This window comes from Ohtaekwangia sp. (genome assembly GCF_036568665.1).
Classification (GTDB): Bacteria; Bacteroidota; Bacteroidia; order Cytophagales; family Cyclobacteriaceae; genus Ohtaekwangia.
The window spans coordinates 1-19123 of record NZ_DATCSD010000083.1 but is presented as its reverse complement, the minus strand read 5'-3'; the positions used below and the strand labels follow the sequence as shown (position 1 = coordinate 19123).

Genomic DNA, 19123 nt, shown 5'->3' with positions numbered 1-19123 from the left:
CAGCATCATGCTGAGGCCCAAAGCAGAGAGCGGCATCCAGCGCGATGCCGGAGTAGCCGGCTCGTACAGCGTGTAGGTCTTCAGTTGGTGCGTTGCAAAACGACCGCACGTGGGTTGTTTTCTGTTTTTGAAATATAGTTTAATCTGCTCATCCGTCCAGGTGCTAAAATCAATTATCTCCTTCTGGCAGCTGCCGCAGAAACCTCCTGCTGAAGTTTTATTAAAGCTCTCCCATTTTTCTGAACAAGGCTGAGGAACAGATATACCCAATGCGTTTTTCATACGGCTGATCATTAAATTCAACAGTAAGATTCAGCTCGCACCGATATTCCATAAAAAGATATAAATTATTTTTCACATCGTTTCAAATTAAAAAGTCCCTCGAGAGGGACTTAAGTGTTGTCAGGTGTTCCCAACTGACAACCTGAAAAAGGAAAGCTATACTTCTATTAAAAGAAATATAGCCTATTTCATATACATATAGTCAACCGTAACATTTAGCATGGCCTTTAGCCCTGTAAGCATACCACGATCGTCCATCATAAAATCAGGTGTGTGGTGCGATGCAGCTTTTTCTACCGGTATCTCCGGAGGGCACGCGCCCACAAAGAAAAAGAATCCGGGTATTTTCTTTTGATAGTATGCAAAGTCTTCTGCACCGGTAACGGCTGGTATACGCGCCACATTCTGCTCGCCAGCAGCTTTATTTAAACTCGCTACCATTTTTTCTGTCAGTGTTGGATCGTTGTACGTAACCGGAGTCATCTTCGTGATTTCCACTTCTGCGCGCGCGCCTGCACTCTCTGCTATACTTGCAGCGGTGCGCTTGAGACGTTCATGTATATCTTTCTGCATGTTCTCATCAAACGTGCGAATGGTGCCGGTCATTTCGGTATATTCGGGAATGATATTCTGGCGTATACCGCTATGGATAGTACCAACCGATATAACGGCAGGTTCTTTCGTTAACTCTGTCTGGCGACTGATAATGGTTTGTATACCATTGATAATTTGTGCCGATACTACAATGGGATCTATACCGAGCCACGGTGCCGAGCCATGCGATTGCTTGCCATATACTTTAATCGTAAACCAATCGGAAGCCGCCATCATGCCCGCAGGTTTATAGGCTATCTGCCCGAGCTTGCGTATACCTTGTATGTGCATGCCGAAGATCACATCTACTTTTGGATTTTCGAGTACACCTTCGCGCACCATCAGGTCGGCACCACCTTCTTCACCTGCAGGAGGTCCTTCTTCTGCCGGTTGAAATATAAATTTGATTGTGCCCTTCAGATCTTTTTTATTCTTTGAAAGTATCTCTGCTACACCCATCAATATAGCTACGTGCGAGTCGTGACCACAGGCGTGCATCACACCGGTCTCTTGTCCGTTGAAGACTGCTTTTTCTTTCGAAGCAAATGGAAGACTGTTGCGTTCTGTTACCGGCAGTGCATCCATATCAGCACGCAGGGCAATCACGGGTCCGGGCTTATCTGTTTTGAGTAATCCCACTACACCGGTATGCGCCACTCCGGTTTGTACTTCAATGCCCAGTGCCTTCAGATGTTCCGCCACATAGGCCGCTGTCTTTACTTCACGGTTTGATAATTCCGGATATTGATGAAGGTGTCTGCGCCATTCTATAACTTTACTTTCAATCTCTTTGGCTTGCTGCTCTAACTTAGCCTGCACTTTGGGATTGACCTGCGCTTGCACAGTAACAACAGCGAACAAAAGCGCGAGGCTATACAGAAATTTTCTCATCGACATAGGTATGGATTTAGATCCGGACAATATATTCATTATCAATCACGCAACCAACGACAATACATGGAGTGGATAAAAATCTTTGCCAATGATACAGAAGCACGCCATAGAATTACACAAGACAGACCTCAACTGCTGGTAATTCATGGCAAGCGTATTTGCCTGGTGCTGCACGCAGGTAATTTTCAGGCGGTGCAGGATGCCTGCTCGCACAATGGAGAGTCGCTCAGCAAAGGGCAGGTAAATTTCCTGGGCGAGATTATCTGCCCCTGGCATGGCTATAGGTTCGATCTTAAAAGCGGAAGAGCCTGCGACTCCTCTTCGCCTGACCTGCACACTTACCCGGTGAAATCGGATGATTCCGGTTTTTTTATTGGCATTTAAAATAGATTAATACCTATTTTCGTTTTTTACTCGCTTCCGCGAATGGAAGCCAGATGGCTAATCGACTGAATATCTATATGCAAGTTCGTTTCCTCATCCCTATATTTCTTGTTATCAGTCTGCATACTTTGTATGCTCAACCGTATTTCCGGGAAGAGAACTGGATCGATCAGTTAAACCTGGCAGGAGGCTTACCCGAAAAGTTACTAAGCACGCGCACAGCTGTATTCTACGATTATACCCTGACGGAAAAAGACCTGAATACCGTGCAGGAATATTTTCAGCGGTCGGGTATCGATGCCGTTGCCTACCACGAGCTGGATATGCTCATGTCCGGAAAAGATATAACGCGCGCGTTCTCCGATTTTTTGGAGAAGCGCGAGATCACCAATATTGTATTGATTGAGAAGAAAGAAAATATATACCGGATTGTAATCACATTCTTTAATGGAAAGGATAACATCGTTGATCCGAAGCAAAATGCATGGAGCGCTTCCAATGCTATACTTACAGAATTATTAAAGAATGTATACCGTACAACCTCCGGCCAGCAAAAGAAACTGAACCTGCTGATAAACGATGTGCCGGAAACAGGACTTACTATAAATCCTATACTGGGCAAGCGCAATGAGTTCTTCGCTATAGATCTGAAAGTAGATCCGCTCGCTGTGCCCAAGTTTGGCGATGAAGCGCTCGACAAAAGACTTGAAGAGATATTCAAAGAGCATTACCCGCTCAAGTATAAACTCACTGAACCCGGACTAACCGAAAAAGAATTGCGCAAACAAGGATCGCTGTATGTTCTGTGCATTGTTCATACACGAGGCAGTGCCTTAAAAGAATTACTCGGCTACCCGATGACAAAATCCGAGAGCGCACTGGTATCGGTAACTTACCCGGATACACAGCAGCAGCTTAAGAATATACCTTCTAACACACCGGTATATAAAGTATATTTCAAACATATAGATTCCGGCAATGTATTCCTCGGCACCAAGTGGGATTCGGATGTTACGTGGGAGCAGGCGCTGATCAATCACATCAAAGGATTGAAAGCAGAACTCAAATTAAACTGATATATACTTCTGTGAGTTCTGCGGGAAATAAATGCATTTTGGTTCCTACAGAACTCACGGATTTACACAGATTAATACATTTTTTCCCGCGGATCTCGCGGATGAACGCAGATAAATACAGAGAGATTGGAAGCTTGAATATACTTTGTGCAACGCTGCGTCTTCTGGATTTCTTTAAGCTTTACACTTTCAACTTCCCGCTATTAATCTATACCAGCAGCACGTAGCTTGTTAATATACTCTGCTTCCTTTCGCAGCATCTCTTCGTTCGTGGCGGCAAGCTCTTCCATGTTTTGGCGCATCTCTTCTTCCTGCGAATGCAGTTGTTGCGTTTGTGCACGCATCTGCTCTACCATAGTGCGCATCTTTTGTGTAGCCCGCACGGTAGATATAGCAGCAGCCATATACTCGGTAGCTTTCTCAGCAAAGATCTGTTGATACTCCTGCCACTCGGTAAAGCCCGCCAGTTCCAACACGCCTTCTATTTTTTCGCTATACTTCATCGGTACAATCAGTATACACGAAGGTGTGGCATCGCCCAACCCGGAAGTGATCTGCGTATAGCCATCGGGTACGGCTTTCATAATTATCGTACTTCCTTCCAGAAATGTCTGTCCGATAAGTCCCTGCCCTATATCTATTCTTTTCTCTACAAATTTCTTTTTATCAAAGGCATAGCAGGCTGTTAGTTCGAGGTATTGATTTTCTGCTTCATCTTCCTGAAGTATAAATGTACCGGCCTGCTGCGCTTCGAGGTAACGCACCAGGAAACGTGTTGCATGATCAGCCAACGCTATAGCATCGTCCTGATGCTGGCGAATGAGCTCGGTAAATTTCGTAAGTCCTTCGGTTGCCCATATACGTCTGCCATCTTCTTCCTGTATACGCTTCATCTGGTCGCGCATGTTGATTAGCGTAGCCGAAAGATTTTCGTGATTGAGGGTCGAGTTCTGTTCATTCAGTCCGGGCCATGTAGCACCAAAATCACCTGAAGTAATTTTCCGGATAAAGTCCGAAGCATTTCGAATATTCTCAATGGAAGTATCCAGTATAGCACGTGCATCTTCATTTACCGGTGTACCCGGATCAAACACTAACTTCCGGTTATTCTGTTCGAGATTTAGCAAGAGCGATTGCCTGTGCGACTCCTGCCCGCGAATGCGATAGAAAATAATATACAGGCAAGGTATACCCAGTACCAGCAACAATATTTGTATAATAACATTGCTGCGCACAGCAGCGGTATAGCGATTCTCTGCCTGCTCCTTCAAGGCGCGCTCATGTGCCACAAAATCAGTAGCAAAGCCCTGGTATGTTTTCCACACCTGAAAGCCGCGGTCTTCCGCCATCAGTTGTTTAAACTGTGTCATGCTATCTACTTTTGCGAGCGCAATCATTTGCCGGCAGAAGTCAGCATATTCATGTATAACCGTTATATACTTTTCAAAATTCTGTGTCGGAAATTTCTGCTCCTCCATAATCCTGCGAATGGTATCCATATCAGCAGGATTACCTTTCATAGCAATCGTAAAAGGATCCAGCAACGGATCTGTTTTTCCCAGCGCATAGCCGCGCACTCCGAGGTCCATCAGATTCAGCCAGCGTATCAGTTCAGTACTCTTGTTCAATGCGAGCTCTGCTTCCTTTACCATTGAAGTTGTTTCGTGCATTATGCGTTGATTTCGAAATGCAAACAGCGAGGTGATCAACATCAGAATCAGGATCACAATCACTGCGAGGTAAATAATGTTCTTCTTAAAAAATGCTGTTAGCTTGATCATAAAAAATAATTAGGGGCTGTTTGAAAGAAAGGGCTCTTAACGAAATGCTGATATTAAAGAAACGCCTGCAGAATAGCAATAGAAATATAGCGAGCGCACAGCGATCGTAACATGAAGTAAAAATGTGTGGGATCATTTAAAAACAAAACAGCCCCTGAACAAAGTCAGAGGCTGCTTCTATCGAGTGGTGTTGATTGGATTGCGATCTAATGACGAATGCCACACACTTTGCAATACTTCATTTTATTCGGTGGTCTTTTCTTTGGCGGACGTTTATGGCCGAAGTACATCGGGTTAGAATACTGCGGCTTCATCATAAGCCTTTCATTCCTGCGTATAGTCTTTACCGTTTCGCGCATGCGTGCTTCATACTCGTCTTGCGATTCGTATGTAGGGCCACCCCCTCTTTTTTTGTTGCGTGACTTTTTAGGGCCATACTCTTTTTTTGGATAGTATGGTTCGAGCGTAGTAGGCGAGTTTTGTTCAGATGCTTCCGAAGACTCTCTCCTTCGCTTCTTCTTCGAAGACTGCGCATCGGCTGTGGCGCATGCTATCGCGATCAGTAACAGGGTAAGTAGGATTCGCATAATGTTATGGCAAAGATATAACTTGTAATCATTACCCCCTAGTATAGTTCTATCGACCGGGAGTCGATATTACCGATCAAACACGGTGCCGGAGCGGTAAATTTTTAAGAGACAGTCGACAGTTTAACCCAAAACAACTTTTGGTTAATTTTAAAATCTGCAACACAACAACCCTTTCGCTTATGAAGAACGTTCTTTTTCTCATTCTGGCTCTCTTTTCAACGGCACTATATGCCGTAACAGATCCTGCACCGCTTGAGATCGGTGCTGCCGCTCCTGATTTTTCATTGCCGGCAACCGATGGTAAAACCTATAGCCTGAAAGATTTCAGTCAGTATAAATTTCTGGCCATTGTATTTACATGCAACCATTGCCCTACTGCGCAGGCGTATGAAGACCGCATTAAACAACTGGCAACAGACTATAACTCGCGCGGTGTTGGTATAATAGCCATCTCTCCCAACGACCCCAAGGCTATACGCCTGGATGAATTAGGCTATACTGATTTGAGCGATACGTTTGAAGAAATGAAGATACGTGCTAAAGACAAGCAGTATAATTTCCCTTACCTGTATGATGGCGAAACATCGGCTGTTGCCATGAAGTATGGGCCGCAGGCAACACCGCATGTATTTATATTCGATGAGAAGCGAACGCTGCGCTATACCGGCCGCATTGACGATGGCGAAAAGCCCGGCACTGCCAAAACGCAAGACACGCGCAATGCGCTTGATGCATTACTTACCGGTAAATCTGTACCGGTAGAGAAAACAAAAACATTTGGTTGCTCCATCAAGTGGCCGGATAAACGTGACTATGCAAACAAAGCCGCAGAAGAATGGGCGAAAGAACAGGTAACGATCGAAGACATTGATCTGCCTCAGTTAAAACAATTGCTCAAAAACGAAGGCATGAACTATAAGCTCATCAACGTATGGGCTACATGGTGCGGCCCGTGTGTTACCGAGTTCCCGGAGTTTGTAAATATGAACCGGATGTATCGCAACCGCGAGTTTGAGTTGATCACAATCAGCCTTGATGACATTAATAGGAAACCCAATGCACTCAATTTCCTCACCAAGAAACAGGCTTCTACCAGGAACTATATTTTCAAAGGCGACAAGTATGCTTTCCTTGATGCATTAGATAAAAAGTGGGAAGGCTCATTACCGTATACACTATTTATAGCGCCAGGCGGAAAAATTATATACGGCAAACAAGGTTTGATCGATCCGCTGGAGCTGAAGAAGATTATTGTTGCTAACATCGGGCGTATTTACTGAGAGTACATATATAGCACCGGTCAAATTCTGTAGCGGTGACATGACAATGACCGACGCGCTCCCGTTATTACATAAAAAAGGCTTGAATATATATTTCAAGCCTTTTTTATATACTTAGTTGATATTTACTTGTCAAACAGATCAGCCTGATCTTCGGAGCGTTTCAATAAATTAGAATCTATACTCTTGCTGGCGCGTGCACCCAGCTTCTTCAGGTCTTCTACTCTGCGCACGAGGTTTCCGCTTCCTACGGATAATTTTTTCATAGACTCTTCATAGAACTTCTTCGAAGAATCAAGATGGCGGCCGAGCGTAATCAGGTCTTCCGAGAAGCCAACAAATTTATCATACAGATCTCCGGCTTTGTTCGCTATATCCAGCACGTGGCGTGTCTGGTACTCCTGCTTCCATGTGTTCTTGATCAACTGCAACGAAGGTATCAACAGCGTTGGGCTCACAAATACAATGCGTTTCTCCAATGCTTCTTCGTATAGTGTCTTCTCACTTTGAATGGCCAATATATAGGCAGGCTCGATCGGTATAAACATGATCACAAAATCGAGACTGCTGTCGCTGATGTTCTTCTGGTAATTTTTATCGCCCAACAATTTCATATGCTGGCGTATAGACGTGAGGTGGCTCTTCAGGGATTGTACTTTCTCTTCTTCCGACTCTGCATTCACAAAATTGTTATACGCTGTAAGACTCACCTTCGAGTCGATGATCACGTGTTTACTCTCCGGCAAACGTATAATTACATCCGGACGAAGTCTGCCCTCTACTGTAGTGAATGATTCCTGTATAAAATACTCGCGGTCTTTTTCGAGTCCGGATTTCTCCAGAATACTTTCGAGTATAAATTCACCCCACGCACCTTGTGTTTTTGTATCGCCTCGTAAAGCACGCGTCAGGTTCTCCGCTTCGCGCGTCATCTGTACGTTGAGCTTCTGCAGATTTTCCAATTGCTCGCGCAGCGCAGAGTTACGCGATATATTATCCTTATGCGTTTCTTCTACTTTCTTTTCAAACTCCATGATCTTTTCACCCAACGGCTTGAGCAGATCAAACAGGTTTGATTTATTCTGTTCGGTAAATTTCTTACTCTTCTCTTCAAATATATCGTTAGCCAGGTTCTTGAACTGCAGGGTAAACTTCTCGTTGAGTGTTTCCAGTTCTTTGCGCTGATCCTGTAATTTTTCCTGCAGGTTACGATAGTCTGCTTCCGAAGCGGCAAGACTATTATTTGCTTCCAGCACTTTGTGTCGCTCGGCATCCAGCTCGTGCTTTAATTCGCTGAGTTGATTATGTAGTCCTTTATTCTTTTCCTGCTCCAGTAGTATAGAAGAAGTTGCCGACTGTGTTTCGGCAGACGATTTGAATTTGAAAACGAGCCATGCAGCAACTGCACCGACACTGACACCAACTATTAAAAAAATAATTTCCATGCGCTGTAAATATATTAACAACCCGAATGAGGGCCAATAACGTTCAATCTTTATCGCGAGTTATTCTGAAACGGAGTGGGCTGTATTTGGTTCAGAGCATCTTTGCTGAAGACCTATTGATATTTTTTAACAACAAAATTTCTAAAGCAAAACATTTTCTCCTGATCACAATTTATAGCTGTAAAGCGCCTATAGCATAAATCCCGCGAGATAATCAGCGCTTTTATACGTAATACCATCTTTACTCCTAACGAAAATAACTTTTGCGATAATACAATCATTTAGGGTTTCACACACCTATTTGATAGATTTGTAATATATAATTTTGAAATTTTATGATCGAAACAATTAACTCCAGCCAGCAGGCAATTCTATTGGAAGATAAGTATGGTGCGCATAATTACCACCCGCTTCCCGTAGTGTTATGCAAAGGCGAAGGAGTGTTTGTTTGGGATGTAGAAGGAAAACGTTATTACGATTCGCTTTCTGCTTACAGTGCCGTGAACCAGGGCCACTGCCACCCGCGCATTATCAATGCGATGATCAACCAGGCAAAAGAGCTTACACTTACTTCGCGCGCTTTCTATAATGATAAACTCGGCATTGCCGAGAAGTATATCTGCGAAACATTCGGCTATCAGAAAGTTTTGTTCATGAACAGCGGAGCGGAAGCAAATGAAACGGCTATCAAACTTGCGCGCAAGTGGGGATATACCCGAAAAGGTATACCTGATGATCAGGCCGTGATCGTTGCTGTAAAGAAAAATTTTCACGGTCGCACAACAACAATCATCTCTGCCTCTACCGATCCGGATTCGCGCAGAGGCTTTGGTCCGTTTATGCCAGGCTTCGAAATTGTAGCGTATAATGATGTAGAAGCATTAGCCACTGCGTTGGCCAACCCGAATGTATGCGGGTTGTGGATAGAACCTATACAAGGTGAAGCCGGTGTATTTGTTCCGGCAGAAGGCTATCTGAAAACCGCTGAGAAATTATGTCGCCAGCACAATGTATTGCTGATGATGGACGAGATACAAACCGGTATAGCACGCACCGGAAAGATGCTGGCATCCGATCATGAAAATGTAAGACCCGATCTGCTGATATTAGGGAAAGCACTCTCCGGAGGAGTTATGCCTATATCTTGTGTATTGGCCGATGATGAAATAATGCTGGTGATAAAACCCGGTGAGCACGGCTCTACATTCGGAGGCAACCCGCTGGCAGCAGCCGTATGTATAGAAGCACTCGAAGTTGTTAAAGATGAAAAGCTGGCTGAGAATGCTGAGCGACTCGGTATAATTTTCCGCGAGCGTATGCAGGCGCTTATCAGGAAGACATCGCTCATCACATTGGTTCGGGGTAAAGGATTACTAAACGCTATTGTTATTAACGATACACCCGAAAGCGGAACCGCGTGGAATCTTTGTGTCGAGTTTATGAAGCATGGCCTGCTGGCCAAGCCTACACATGGCAACATTATTCGCCTGGCGCCTCCTTTAGTTATTACGGAAGAACAGATCCACGAATGCTGCGATATTATTGAACGCTGCGTATTGAACTTTAAAAAATAACGACCTCATTCTTAGCCCTTCTCTTTCAGTGAAGGGCTTTATTTTTTGAGAGAGGTATAGATAAAGTTATTTCAACCGCTGTCTTACCACTTCATATATACCTACACCGGCTGCAACAGATACATTCAACGAGCCAATCTTTCCTCTCATTGGTATCTTGGCGAGCTCTTCTGCTTCACGCAATAACGGATCACTGATACCATCTTCTTCCGAACCCATGATCAAAGCTATCGGTCCGCTCAGATTTACTTCGTATAAATTCTTGCTCGCCTTTTCCGTACACGCTACTACGCGTATACCGCTGTCGCGAAGAAGCTGTAATGTTTTTTTCAGATCGCGTTCACGGCAAACAGGCAAATGGTTTAACGCACCTGCCGAAGTCTTCATCGCATCGCTGGTTATAGGAGCACTTCCCTTCTCACCGATCACAATGCCATCAAGCCCGGCACACTCTGCCGTACGGGCAATGGCTCCAAAATTTCGTACGTCAGTTATACGATCCAGCAAAAGAAAAAACGGCTCACGACCTTCGCTGAAAGCGCGATCGATTAAATTTTCCAATGAAGCAAAAGATACTGCTGCCAGCAAACATATAACGCCCTGGTGATTCTTAGACGACATGCGTTTCAGTTTCTCTGCAGGCACAAAAGTAAACGGCACGTTATTCTTCTTGGCAGCGTTGATCAGCTCCTTTATCAGGTCGTTGCTAAGCCCTGACTGGATCATTATTTTTTCGATTTCCTTTCCTGCGGCAATAGCTTCCATTACTGCGCGGGTGCCGTAAATCATATCTGATTTTTCCATTGTATGCTATAGTATTTATGCTGTTGCTGTTGATATGCATCATTTTACCGATGGCATACCAATAGCGCAGCAAATTCCACATTCTAATCCAGTTTTGAAAAAATATTGAAGCTTCTCTTTCAACAATCACTGATTATATTTGGCGTCTAATTTCATACTATGTCGATTAAGATCAGAAAACAGGATGCCCTGAATTATCACATGCATGGGCAGCCGGGTAAGATTGAAGTTGTTCCAACCAAAGTATTAAGCTCACAGCTCGACCTCGCACTGGCATATTCGCCAGGTGTAGCAGAGCCTTGCAAAGAAATTCATGCTAACAAAGAAGATGTTTACAAGTATACATCCAAAGGCAATCTGGTTGCTGTAATATCCAACGGTACGGCTGTACTCGGATTGGGAGATATAGGACCTGAAGCTTCGAAGCCTGTAATGGAAGGTAAAGGTGTATTGTTTAAAAAGTTTGCCGGTATCGATGTGTTCGATATAGAGATCGATGAAAAAGATCCGGATGCTTTTATCAAGATAGTAAAATCGCTTGAGCCAACCTTTGGCGGAGTAAACCTGGAAGACATTAAAGCACCGGAGTGTTTCAAAATAGAAACCGAGCTGCGTGACAAGATGAACATTCCCATCATGCACGATGATCAGCATGGTACTGCCATTATCTCTTGTGCTGCATTGCTCAATGCCTTGGAGATCGTTGAGAAAAAAATCGATCAGATAAAAATCGTAGTGAATGGTGCTGGCGCTGCTGCTGTTAGCTGCACAAAACTCTATATAGCGCTTGGCGCGAAGAAAGAGAACATCATCATGTGCGACAGCAAAGGTGTATTGAACACTTCACGCAACGGACTCGATGATATCAAAAAACAATTTGTAAACGACACCAAGTGCAGCACGCTGCAGGAAGCACTGAAAGGTGCAGATGTATTTATAGGTCTCTCCGTTGCCGATGCTATAACTCCGGATGATCTCAACAACATGGCGAAAGATCCCATCGTGTTTGCATTAGCTAATCCGAATCCGGAGATCGATTATAATCTCGCTCGTAAAACGAGAGAAGATGCTATTCTGGCAACCGGTCGTTCCGATCATCCTAACCAGGTAAATAACGTATTAGGGTTCCCCTACATATTCCGCGGTGCGTTGGATGTTCGCGCGACCGAGATCAACGAAGCCATGAAGCTTGCTGCTGTACATGCACTGGCTAACCTCGCGAAAGAACCCGTACCCGATATGGTTGTGAAAGCGTATGGTACCGACAAGATACAATTCGGTCGCGAGTATCTTATACCGAAGCCACTCGATCCTCGCCTTATTACAACGGTATCGCCAGCGGTCGCAAAAGCTGCTATGGATTCGGGTATAGCGAAGCATCCTATAACCGATTGGGGCGCATACCATCATGAACTGCAGAAGCGCATTGGTATAGATCAGAAATTGATGTCGCGCATTATCGATCGTGCCAAGAAAAATCCGAAGCGTGTTGTATTCGCAGAAGCGAACCATCACAAAATTCTGAAGGCGGCACAAATTCTGAAAGATGAAGGTATAGCACAGCCTATTCTCCTCGGAAATCGCGAAGAGATACTGGCACTGATAGAAGAACATAATCTCGATCTGCAGGATTGCCCTATATATTATCCGCGCGAAGACGATGAGATGGTAAAACGCTATGCTGAAGTATTATACCAGAAGCGCCAGCGTAAAGGACTTACTTATCTCGACAGTGTTCGCATGATGCGTGAGCGCAATTACTTTGGCGCCATGATGGTGGAGTTTGGCGATGCCGATGCATTGGTGAGCGGTCTTACAAAAGATTACCCGAAAACTATACTTCCTTCTTTACAGATCATAGGTACAGCAGAAGGTGTAAATCGTGTAGCGGGTATGTATATCATTACCAATAAGCGTGGCACATTCTTCTTTGCGGATACGACTGTAAATGTAGATCCGAATGCACAAGAGCTTGCTGAAATTACAGAGCTCACGGCACGTGGCGTGAAGTTCTTCGATATGGAACCACGCATAGCAATGCTGTCGTACTCGAACTTCGGTTCTTCCAAAGGAGATATACCGGAGAAGGCTCGCGAAGCCGTGCGCCTGGCAAAAGCTAAAAATCCATCGCTGGTAGTAGAAGGAGATATACAGGCTAACGTGGCACTGAACACTGCCTTGCAACAGGAAACATTCCCATTCAGCGCATTGGCGCAGGAAGGTGCTAACACGTTGATATTCCCGAACCTGGCATCCGGAAATATAGCCTATAAATTACTGATGGAGATTGGTGGCGCAGAAGCGATCGGCCCCATTCTGTTAGGTATGAAAAAGCCGGTACACGTTCTTCAACTCGGAAGCTCGATCCGCGAGATCGTAAACATGGCGGCTATAGCGGTCGTTGATGCTCAGTTACACGAGCAGAACGATCATCTTTAATAACATATATAGTATACTGTTCAGAATTACCTGAACAGTATACTTATCTACTAGGCGTCTTTTCCTTTAGACGAACTGAACAGCCCACCGAATTTTGTAAGCAGAGGTAACGCAGCCGCAAGCGCCCCTACAAAAATGCTAACGTCCTTAAATACATCCTGTTTGGCCAACGCCAAAAAGGTAATAAGCGCCAGCAGCAGGATAAGCAACACGGACTGAACTATATTCCAACTACCCTTACGACTTAGTTCGTCTTCCATTTTTATTTCTTCATCTTCCTTCACTACCGAAAGAATAAAGTTATTGAAACTCTTATTCATTATCTGAAGCGAATCGTCCGCAACGATAATACCTTTTCTCAGCAGCGAGCGAATAACTTTGAGGTTCTTCAGATTTACAAACCTGTCTTTAGCAAGATCGAACAACAAAAATTTTTCTTCTTTAGAGAACGAGTTCCATAACGAGTGATAGTACATATCTGCCATCTCCTCTACTTTCAATATATAGTTTTCTTCATCCTCGTAACGATTTCCGGTATTATCCAATGAAACGGCATACTGCAATGAAGGCAGGTAAAGTCCATGATTAAGCTCTCCGCGGGCAAACGTATCTTTGGAGTTCCACGCGCTTTCACTTTCGGCTAACGATCGAAAATATATAGTAAATCCACTCAATGCATTCTTCCACATACGCAAAGCCTGCTTATACTCACTCTTTTTATCGCCTTCCTCTTTTTTATCTTTATCCTCATCCATTGAAATGCGCTGCAAGATTCGCTCACAAAATTCGATAACAGCATTGGGGTGAATAGCGGAAGAGATAATAACGCGCATATCTTTCGCTACCAATTCCTGAATAAACTCAAGCTTCCGCTTATTGATCTCATGATCATTTATACCATGCTCAAAATTGAGAATGATCACCGTCTTCGATTTATCCGGAGCTTTCAAATCCTCCTTCTTGCTTGTTCGCATATCTACAAAAGATGTTTGTATACCGGCCTGCCTGTTTGCATAGTTTGCAAAGTACTCCAGCAACATTTTCTTCCCACTATACGGAAGCCCTACAACAAATACCTGCTTGTGCTTTAAGAGTGTTAAGACACCGGGCTTACTCAAACATAGTTGTCGCAATCTGGCATCCTGAATAATAGCAATGCCAAAGATACTTCGCACGGAAAACACAACTACAAATACCACCACGAGCAGGAAGAGTATAAACAAGACCAGGAAGAATAAAAAGTATTTGCTGGTTGCAATATTGAATACCGGCAATGAAGCAGTATAGTAACGTGGCTCTCCTTTGGGAGTAGTAAATCGCATAGTCAGCGATCCTTTTGTATTCTCATTCCACCGCCACACGGTATCGGCTGCGGCTGCCTGAAGCATGGCACGCGAACTTTCAAGAGCTCCCCACAACGGAGGCCGCATCAGAAATTGTAGTTCATAACGGTGAAGGGAAGATTCACTTGGGGTGGTCTCTGATAAATGTTTATCAGGCAATTTAAAATCACCTGTCGCTAAAAGATAATCGCCTAACTTGTTGATTGCAGTAAACAGCGAATCAGGAGCCCCATATTTTTCCTTAGCGATGTCTGCATTTCGTTTTTCATTATTGAGTGCTGCCTGCCACTGTATATACTTTGTCCACGCAGCAGATTCTTCGTAATGGGCCAGTCTGTAAAAACCCGTTACCGGTAAAACAGAAATCATCATGAGCCACAAAAAGAGCATTACAAAGTATAGATCGTAAGAATGTTTTACCGCCATGCGCCCGGAAATAAAACGTATCAGTGCTTTATTGAAATAGCCACCTGCCAGAATACCCACCAACAGCAACTGAATAAAAACAACTATAGCATAATGTTCTATATAGGAGAAGAACATCACATTCATCAGGGCAATAAGCAATGAGTGACACACTATATTTAGTACAACTTCTTTGGGCGTCAGACCAGATCGTTCAAAAAGAAGATATTGAAATACAAATACATAAAGTGGCAACACCAGGAAACTAAAGGCTGCCTCAACGGGATAATCAACAAAAAGAAGAACAACCAATAACAGATTCAGTATAAACAATACAGTAACAGAACGTATATACTTCTCCACTCTATCTTGTCTTTCATTTTCCGATTGATCATCGCCAACTCTTCGGGGTCGCAACCAGCTCAGGTAAAACCGCTTGATCTTTAATTTGGTCGGCTTATATACAATGATAAATTGAATGAATAATTGCAGCGCTCCCAATGAGAACATGAAGAGCATGAGCGTAAAGGCATAACTTGTAGTAAGAATGAGAGGCGACTTGCAATACTCCAGATCATAAAACGTAACGAGACGCAACGGAAGGTTATCGATCGGCTGTATATATATGTGATGTAAATTCCGGTTATATACCACTTGCATGGAAATAGCCATCCTACCTGTATCGGCTGCTATAATTCGATCATCTTCGCCTGTCTCTTCAAAGAAATTTTCCTGCAGATTATGGCGCCTGTCCGAATGAAACCACACATCTCCCTTCGCATCAATGATACAAAAACCATATCCTGCCGGTAACAAAGGATCCATAATCGAACGTAGTTTGCTTGTTATCGCTATAGCAATGGTTGGGTCATTTTCTTTCCCAAGACGAATACTCAGACCGCCTATATTCTTGCCGTCTCTATAGGAGCGAACAGATTCCAGGGAAAAATCTCTTGCATAGCTACCATCTCGTAACGTCCATAGATTGTTATCTCTTGCATTTGTAAAATACTTGCGGGTTGAAAGATTCAACTTCCTGACAGCATTCGGTGATAAAGACAGGAGCTGATCACCTCTCTTATCCAATCCCATCAGTTGATGTGTAAATGGATAGCATAGATATTTATTCCAGATTGTATTCTTCCAGACTGTATCGATAGAAGAAGTATCCTTACCAAACTTTCCCTTTATACTTACCAGTTGACAATGCAATAGATCCATCTCATCCAGGAAATTATATTTAATACTGTTTGACAAGTTTTTCAGTTTCCCGTCAACTGCCTCCTTATTTCCCAGCAGGTGATTTCCGGAAATCAGCATTAACACTACAATGGAAGTACCTATAACAATAGAGAAACCGGTGAACCATACATTCACAATACGAAGACGCTCCATCGAATTCATCACCGCTAACTTTAGTACAGGCATTGCCAGCAGTATGAAAAGAAGAATGAGTACTGCAAAAACAATTCTGAAGGTATCTACTTCATATATTTTTCGCCTGAAGGAAGTTTCTTTTATAGCACCACACAGGACCCAGGACTCTTCGTCAGAGAATCGTATATAGTAGCTAAAAACTTTGTATGGAATACCGGCCAGTTGAATATCTGACATCGGAATACTTACTATACCTCTGTCTGTAGTAAAGAGAGCATCAATCTTTTTAACATCTATACCATTGGAGCATGTTTGAAATCCAACAACCGTATCTATTGATGGAAGTTTATAAGTGCCCTGCCTTTTTTCAGACTGTCCTTTTTCAGTCTTTCTTTTCCGGGGAATACGGATCACAAAAAAATCATCAAACGAAGATCTGGTATAGGAGAACGATTGCCCCAGGTATCGCCTTACCGGTATAACCACAGTACCCAGTTCATCAACATTAATATTTACACTATCGAAATAAATTGAAGAAGCGTTAACTACACGCAAACTGATTTGATCGCGTAAGAGATTTTTAAATTTTCGTTTAGACTCAGCCTTAGTTAGCTCATGTTGCTCAGTCTTACCATTGACTTTAGTGTTCTGTTTCGCCACAGACAGACCCTTATACCTCTCGATTGTAGCATCGAAGTAATTTCGCGTTTCAGTAACATTTTTACCAATGCGTTTAAGAATGCGGTAATTCAGATCTATCAGATCCGATCGTTGATTGGCAACGTATATCAACAGGTAGTAAGCAAATAACAACCCCACAATGCCCACAGTAGTTGCTACAATCCAGAATTTTTTGGTCAGGACAGGCAGTTTCATAGGTATAGTATATTTCTACAAACAACACTATACATCCGGGTATCTATTGCCACCAAACTCCGGATGCAAACAGCTATAGGTAGCCTGTATAGACTACCTCAGAAAAAACAGGTGTTATGCCTGTTCATCGCATTACCTGGAACCTTGCTCAGTTGCTGATGCCGGCTTCTTGCCTACGCTGCGCAGATTTACCAGTTTGTTCAACATATCAAACCAGAAGGGAGCACCCAGCGATACAGCCAGCGCTGTAATGAGCAGTCCGAATATTTTTGTTACCCAGTTATACTTGGCATCTTTCTGCCAGCCTACCGGCAAAGCAGTGGCATCTAATTCTGCCTTGAGTGTTTTCAATTCTTTTATGCTGGCGTTCACCTGCTTCACAGCTTCATCTGCATTCTTCCAGGCATTGAGTGAATCGTTCTTTGTGGCACGTGCTTCATTCACCATCTCGATATAGGAAGAATCATTTACGATTTGAGAAGCTCGGTCGGCAAGACTTTCGCGCACTGCCGGGTTTTCGTACAAGTAACGAGCGAGATCAATCGAGTCTGCATTTACCAATACCGTAAGTATAAGCGATATGCAAAGTATAATAACGTGTGCCTTTTTCTTATAGGTGCCTGATACTCGTTCCATCGCCTGCTCAAACCACACTTCAACATCTTTTCGTACTTTCTCAATCTCTCCCTGTGCTTCGGATATAGATTGAAGTATAGTGCGTTTAAGATCATCGTCCAGCAAAGCGGTTTGTGTCACGGCCTGCTTCAGCGAATCAATTGTATAGGGCTTATCGCTAAATTGTTTGTGTACTATATCCAGCAACACCTTCGAAAATTTATCGGCTGGTATATACGAAGCCATTCTTCCTTTCGCAGTGAGTCCTTCAATGAGCGTATGCTGTAATATCGCATCACCGGTTCCGCCTTGCTTAAAGGTATCGCGCACCCACTGGTTCAATACTTTGGGGCGAAGCTTCAGAAAGCTGGAAATAATTTCCTGCACAGCAGAGCACGCGAGGCTCAGCAAAAAGTAAATGAATATCAATCCGATAACGAGGTCGAGAATAGCAAAACCAGACATATATACTTTATTGATTTAAAACATCCAACAGATACAACCGTGTAGTGTCATCAAATATACCATCTACCCGTAGGCCGAACTTGGTAGTTTGCAATGCCTTTACAGCTGCTTCTGTCTTGGTGCCGAATATACCATCGGAAGTACCACAATCAAAACCCGCAAGCTTTAATGCATTCTGCAATGTTCTTACATCGTCTCCGGTATTACCGATACGAAGTACTTTATCGGGCAGCGATATAACGGCAGAAGGCGTCAACCTGCGAAAGCCCAATACATTAGCCACAGGGAATGCCGTGACAGACACCTGGTTGCCCTGATTACCACCGAGCACATATACTCTTGAAGCATCTTTCGAGAAACCGAAAAAGATACCGACATGACCTTTCCACGAGGTGATACTCTCGCGCCAGAATACAACAATATCTCCCGGCTCCGGACTATCTACCCGCTGACCTGCGAGTAACCACGACCGCGCATCCGCTTTACCTGTGCCACGAAGGTTTACTTTCTTAGCACACCAGTTAAGAAATATACTGCACCACGCAGTTTCGTCATCATTTATATAGGTAAAGCCTGCTTCCTGTGCATAGCGAACTATAGCTGCATTGTTTTCTGCTCCGGGAATTTCTTTTTGCCCGAGCTCCGCAGCGGCAACTTTGATAAGACTATCCATTGGTAAATATTAAACATAACGTTCTTTAGAAGGGAATATAAATAAGAAGGGATCAGCCTGGCGGCTGCAAAGGGTAGCGTGTAAACAAGTATAGATATATACCTGCTTATATCAGGTTGATACGATGTGCGGGATAAAGATTTCAGCGTGATCCATAGACAGAAATTTAGAGGGTATAAATTCTAACGAACCAACAAAGTGATCATTGTATTGTCTGCTTCATACT

The 19123-nt window shown here is 43.6% G+C and carries 13 protein-coding genes and 1 pseudogene; 5 read left to right on the top strand and 9 right to left on the bottom strand.

Features of this window, described 5'->3' with window-relative positions; genetic code table 11:
- Window positions 1-282: pseudogene (locus tag VIN08_RS04480) on the bottom strand (hypothetical protein); the annotation flags it as partial.
- A 183-nt stretch (window positions 283-465) separates the two neighbouring features.
- On the bottom strand, window positions 466-1773 hold the full coding sequence (locus VIN08_RS04475) for an amidohydrolase (protein WP_414693243.1): 1308 nt from the start codon (window positions 1771-1773) through the stop codon (window positions 466-468).
- Between the two features lie 60 nt (window positions 1774-1833).
- On the opposite strand from VIN08_RS04475, the gene VIN08_RS04470 reads away from it, so the two are divergent.
- Both VIN08_RS04470 and VIN08_RS04465 read left to right on the top strand, forming a co-directional pair.
- Window positions 1834-2154, top strand: a complete 321-nt coding sequence (locus VIN08_RS04470; RefSeq protein WP_331960846.1) for a Rieske (2Fe-2S) protein — start codon at window positions 1834-1836, stop codon at window positions 2152-2154.
- Between the two features lie 77 nt (window positions 2155-2231).
- Window positions 2232-3230: a hypothetical protein gene (locus tag VIN08_RS04465; protein WP_331960843.1), complete on the top strand. Its 999-nt coding sequence runs from the start codon at window positions 2232-2234 to the stop codon at window positions 3228-3230.
- A 203-nt stretch (window positions 3231-3433) separates the two neighbouring features.
- Here VIN08_RS04465 and VIN08_RS04460 read toward each other — a convergent pair whose 3' ends face one another.
- Window positions 3434-5011 carry a CHASE3 domain-containing protein gene (locus tag VIN08_RS04460; protein ID WP_331960841.1) on the bottom strand — a complete coding sequence of 526 codons (1578 nt, stop codon included), beginning with the start codon at window positions 5009-5011 and terminating at the stop codon, window positions 3434-3436.
- Between the two features lie 206 nt (window positions 5012-5217).
- Window positions 5218-5598: a hypothetical protein gene (locus VIN08_RS04455; RefSeq protein WP_331960838.1), complete on the bottom strand. Its 381-nt coding sequence runs from the start codon at window positions 5596-5598 to the stop codon at window positions 5218-5220.
- Between the two features lie 182 nt (window positions 5599-5780).
- Here VIN08_RS04455 and VIN08_RS04450 point away from each other — a divergent pair, with 182 nt between their 5' ends.
- Window positions 5781-6881, top strand: coding sequence for a redoxin domain-containing protein (locus VIN08_RS04450; RefSeq protein ID WP_331960835.1), 1101 nt, complete (start codon window positions 5781-5783; stop codon window positions 6879-6881).
- Window positions 6882-7006: 125 nt separating this feature from the next.
- On the opposite strand, the gene rmuC is transcribed toward VIN08_RS04450, so the two are convergent.
- Entirely contained in the window at window positions 7007-8326 is a 1320-nt protein-coding gene (gene rmuC / locus VIN08_RS04445; protein ID WP_331960832.1) for a DNA recombination protein RmuC, read from the bottom strand.
- A gap of 335 nt (window positions 8327-8661) precedes the next feature.
- Here rmuC and rocD point away from each other — a divergent pair, with 335 nt between their 5' ends.
- Window positions 8662-9900: an ornithine--oxo-acid transaminase gene (gene rocD, locus VIN08_RS04440; protein WP_331960829.1), complete on the top strand. Its 1239-nt coding sequence runs from the start codon at window positions 8662-8664 to the stop codon at window positions 9898-9900.
- Window positions 9901-9966: 66 nt separating this feature from the next.
- Here rocD and rlmB read toward each other — a convergent pair whose 3' ends face one another.
- Window positions 9967-10704, bottom strand: coding sequence for a 23S rRNA (guanosine(2251)-2'-O)-methyltransferase RlmB (rlmB, locus tag VIN08_RS04435; RefSeq protein WP_331960826.1), 738 nt, complete (start codon window positions 10702-10704; stop codon window positions 9967-9969).
- A gap of 159 nt (window positions 10705-10863) precedes the next feature.
- Here rlmB and VIN08_RS04430 point away from each other — a divergent pair, with 159 nt between their 5' ends.
- A complete protein-coding gene (locus VIN08_RS04430; protein WP_331960823.1) occupies window positions 10864-13143 on the top strand; it encodes an NADP-dependent malic enzyme in 2280 nt (759 codons plus the stop codon).
- A gap of 50 nt (window positions 13144-13193) precedes the next feature.
- On the opposite strand, the gene VIN08_RS04425 is transcribed toward VIN08_RS04430, so the two are convergent.
- The 3 genes from VIN08_RS04425 to VIN08_RS04415 form a co-directional block, all read right to left on the bottom strand.
- Window positions 13194-17144 carry a hypothetical protein gene (locus VIN08_RS04425; protein WP_331960820.1) on the bottom strand — a complete coding sequence of 1317 codons (3951 nt, stop codon included), beginning with the start codon at window positions 17142-17144 and terminating at the stop codon, window positions 13194-13196.
- 132 nt (window positions 17145-17276) lie between these two features.
- Complete coding sequence (locus tag VIN08_RS04420; protein WP_331960817.1) at window positions 17277-18224, bottom strand: hypothetical protein; 948 nt, start codon at window positions 18222-18224, stop codon at window positions 17277-17279.
- A gap of 7 nt (window positions 18225-18231) precedes the next feature.
- A complete protein-coding gene (locus VIN08_RS04415) occupies window positions 18232-18897 on the bottom strand; it encodes a TIGR02594 family protein (protein WP_331960814.1) in 666 nt (221 codons plus the stop codon).
- Between the last annotated feature and the right edge of the window lie 226 nt (window positions 18898-19123).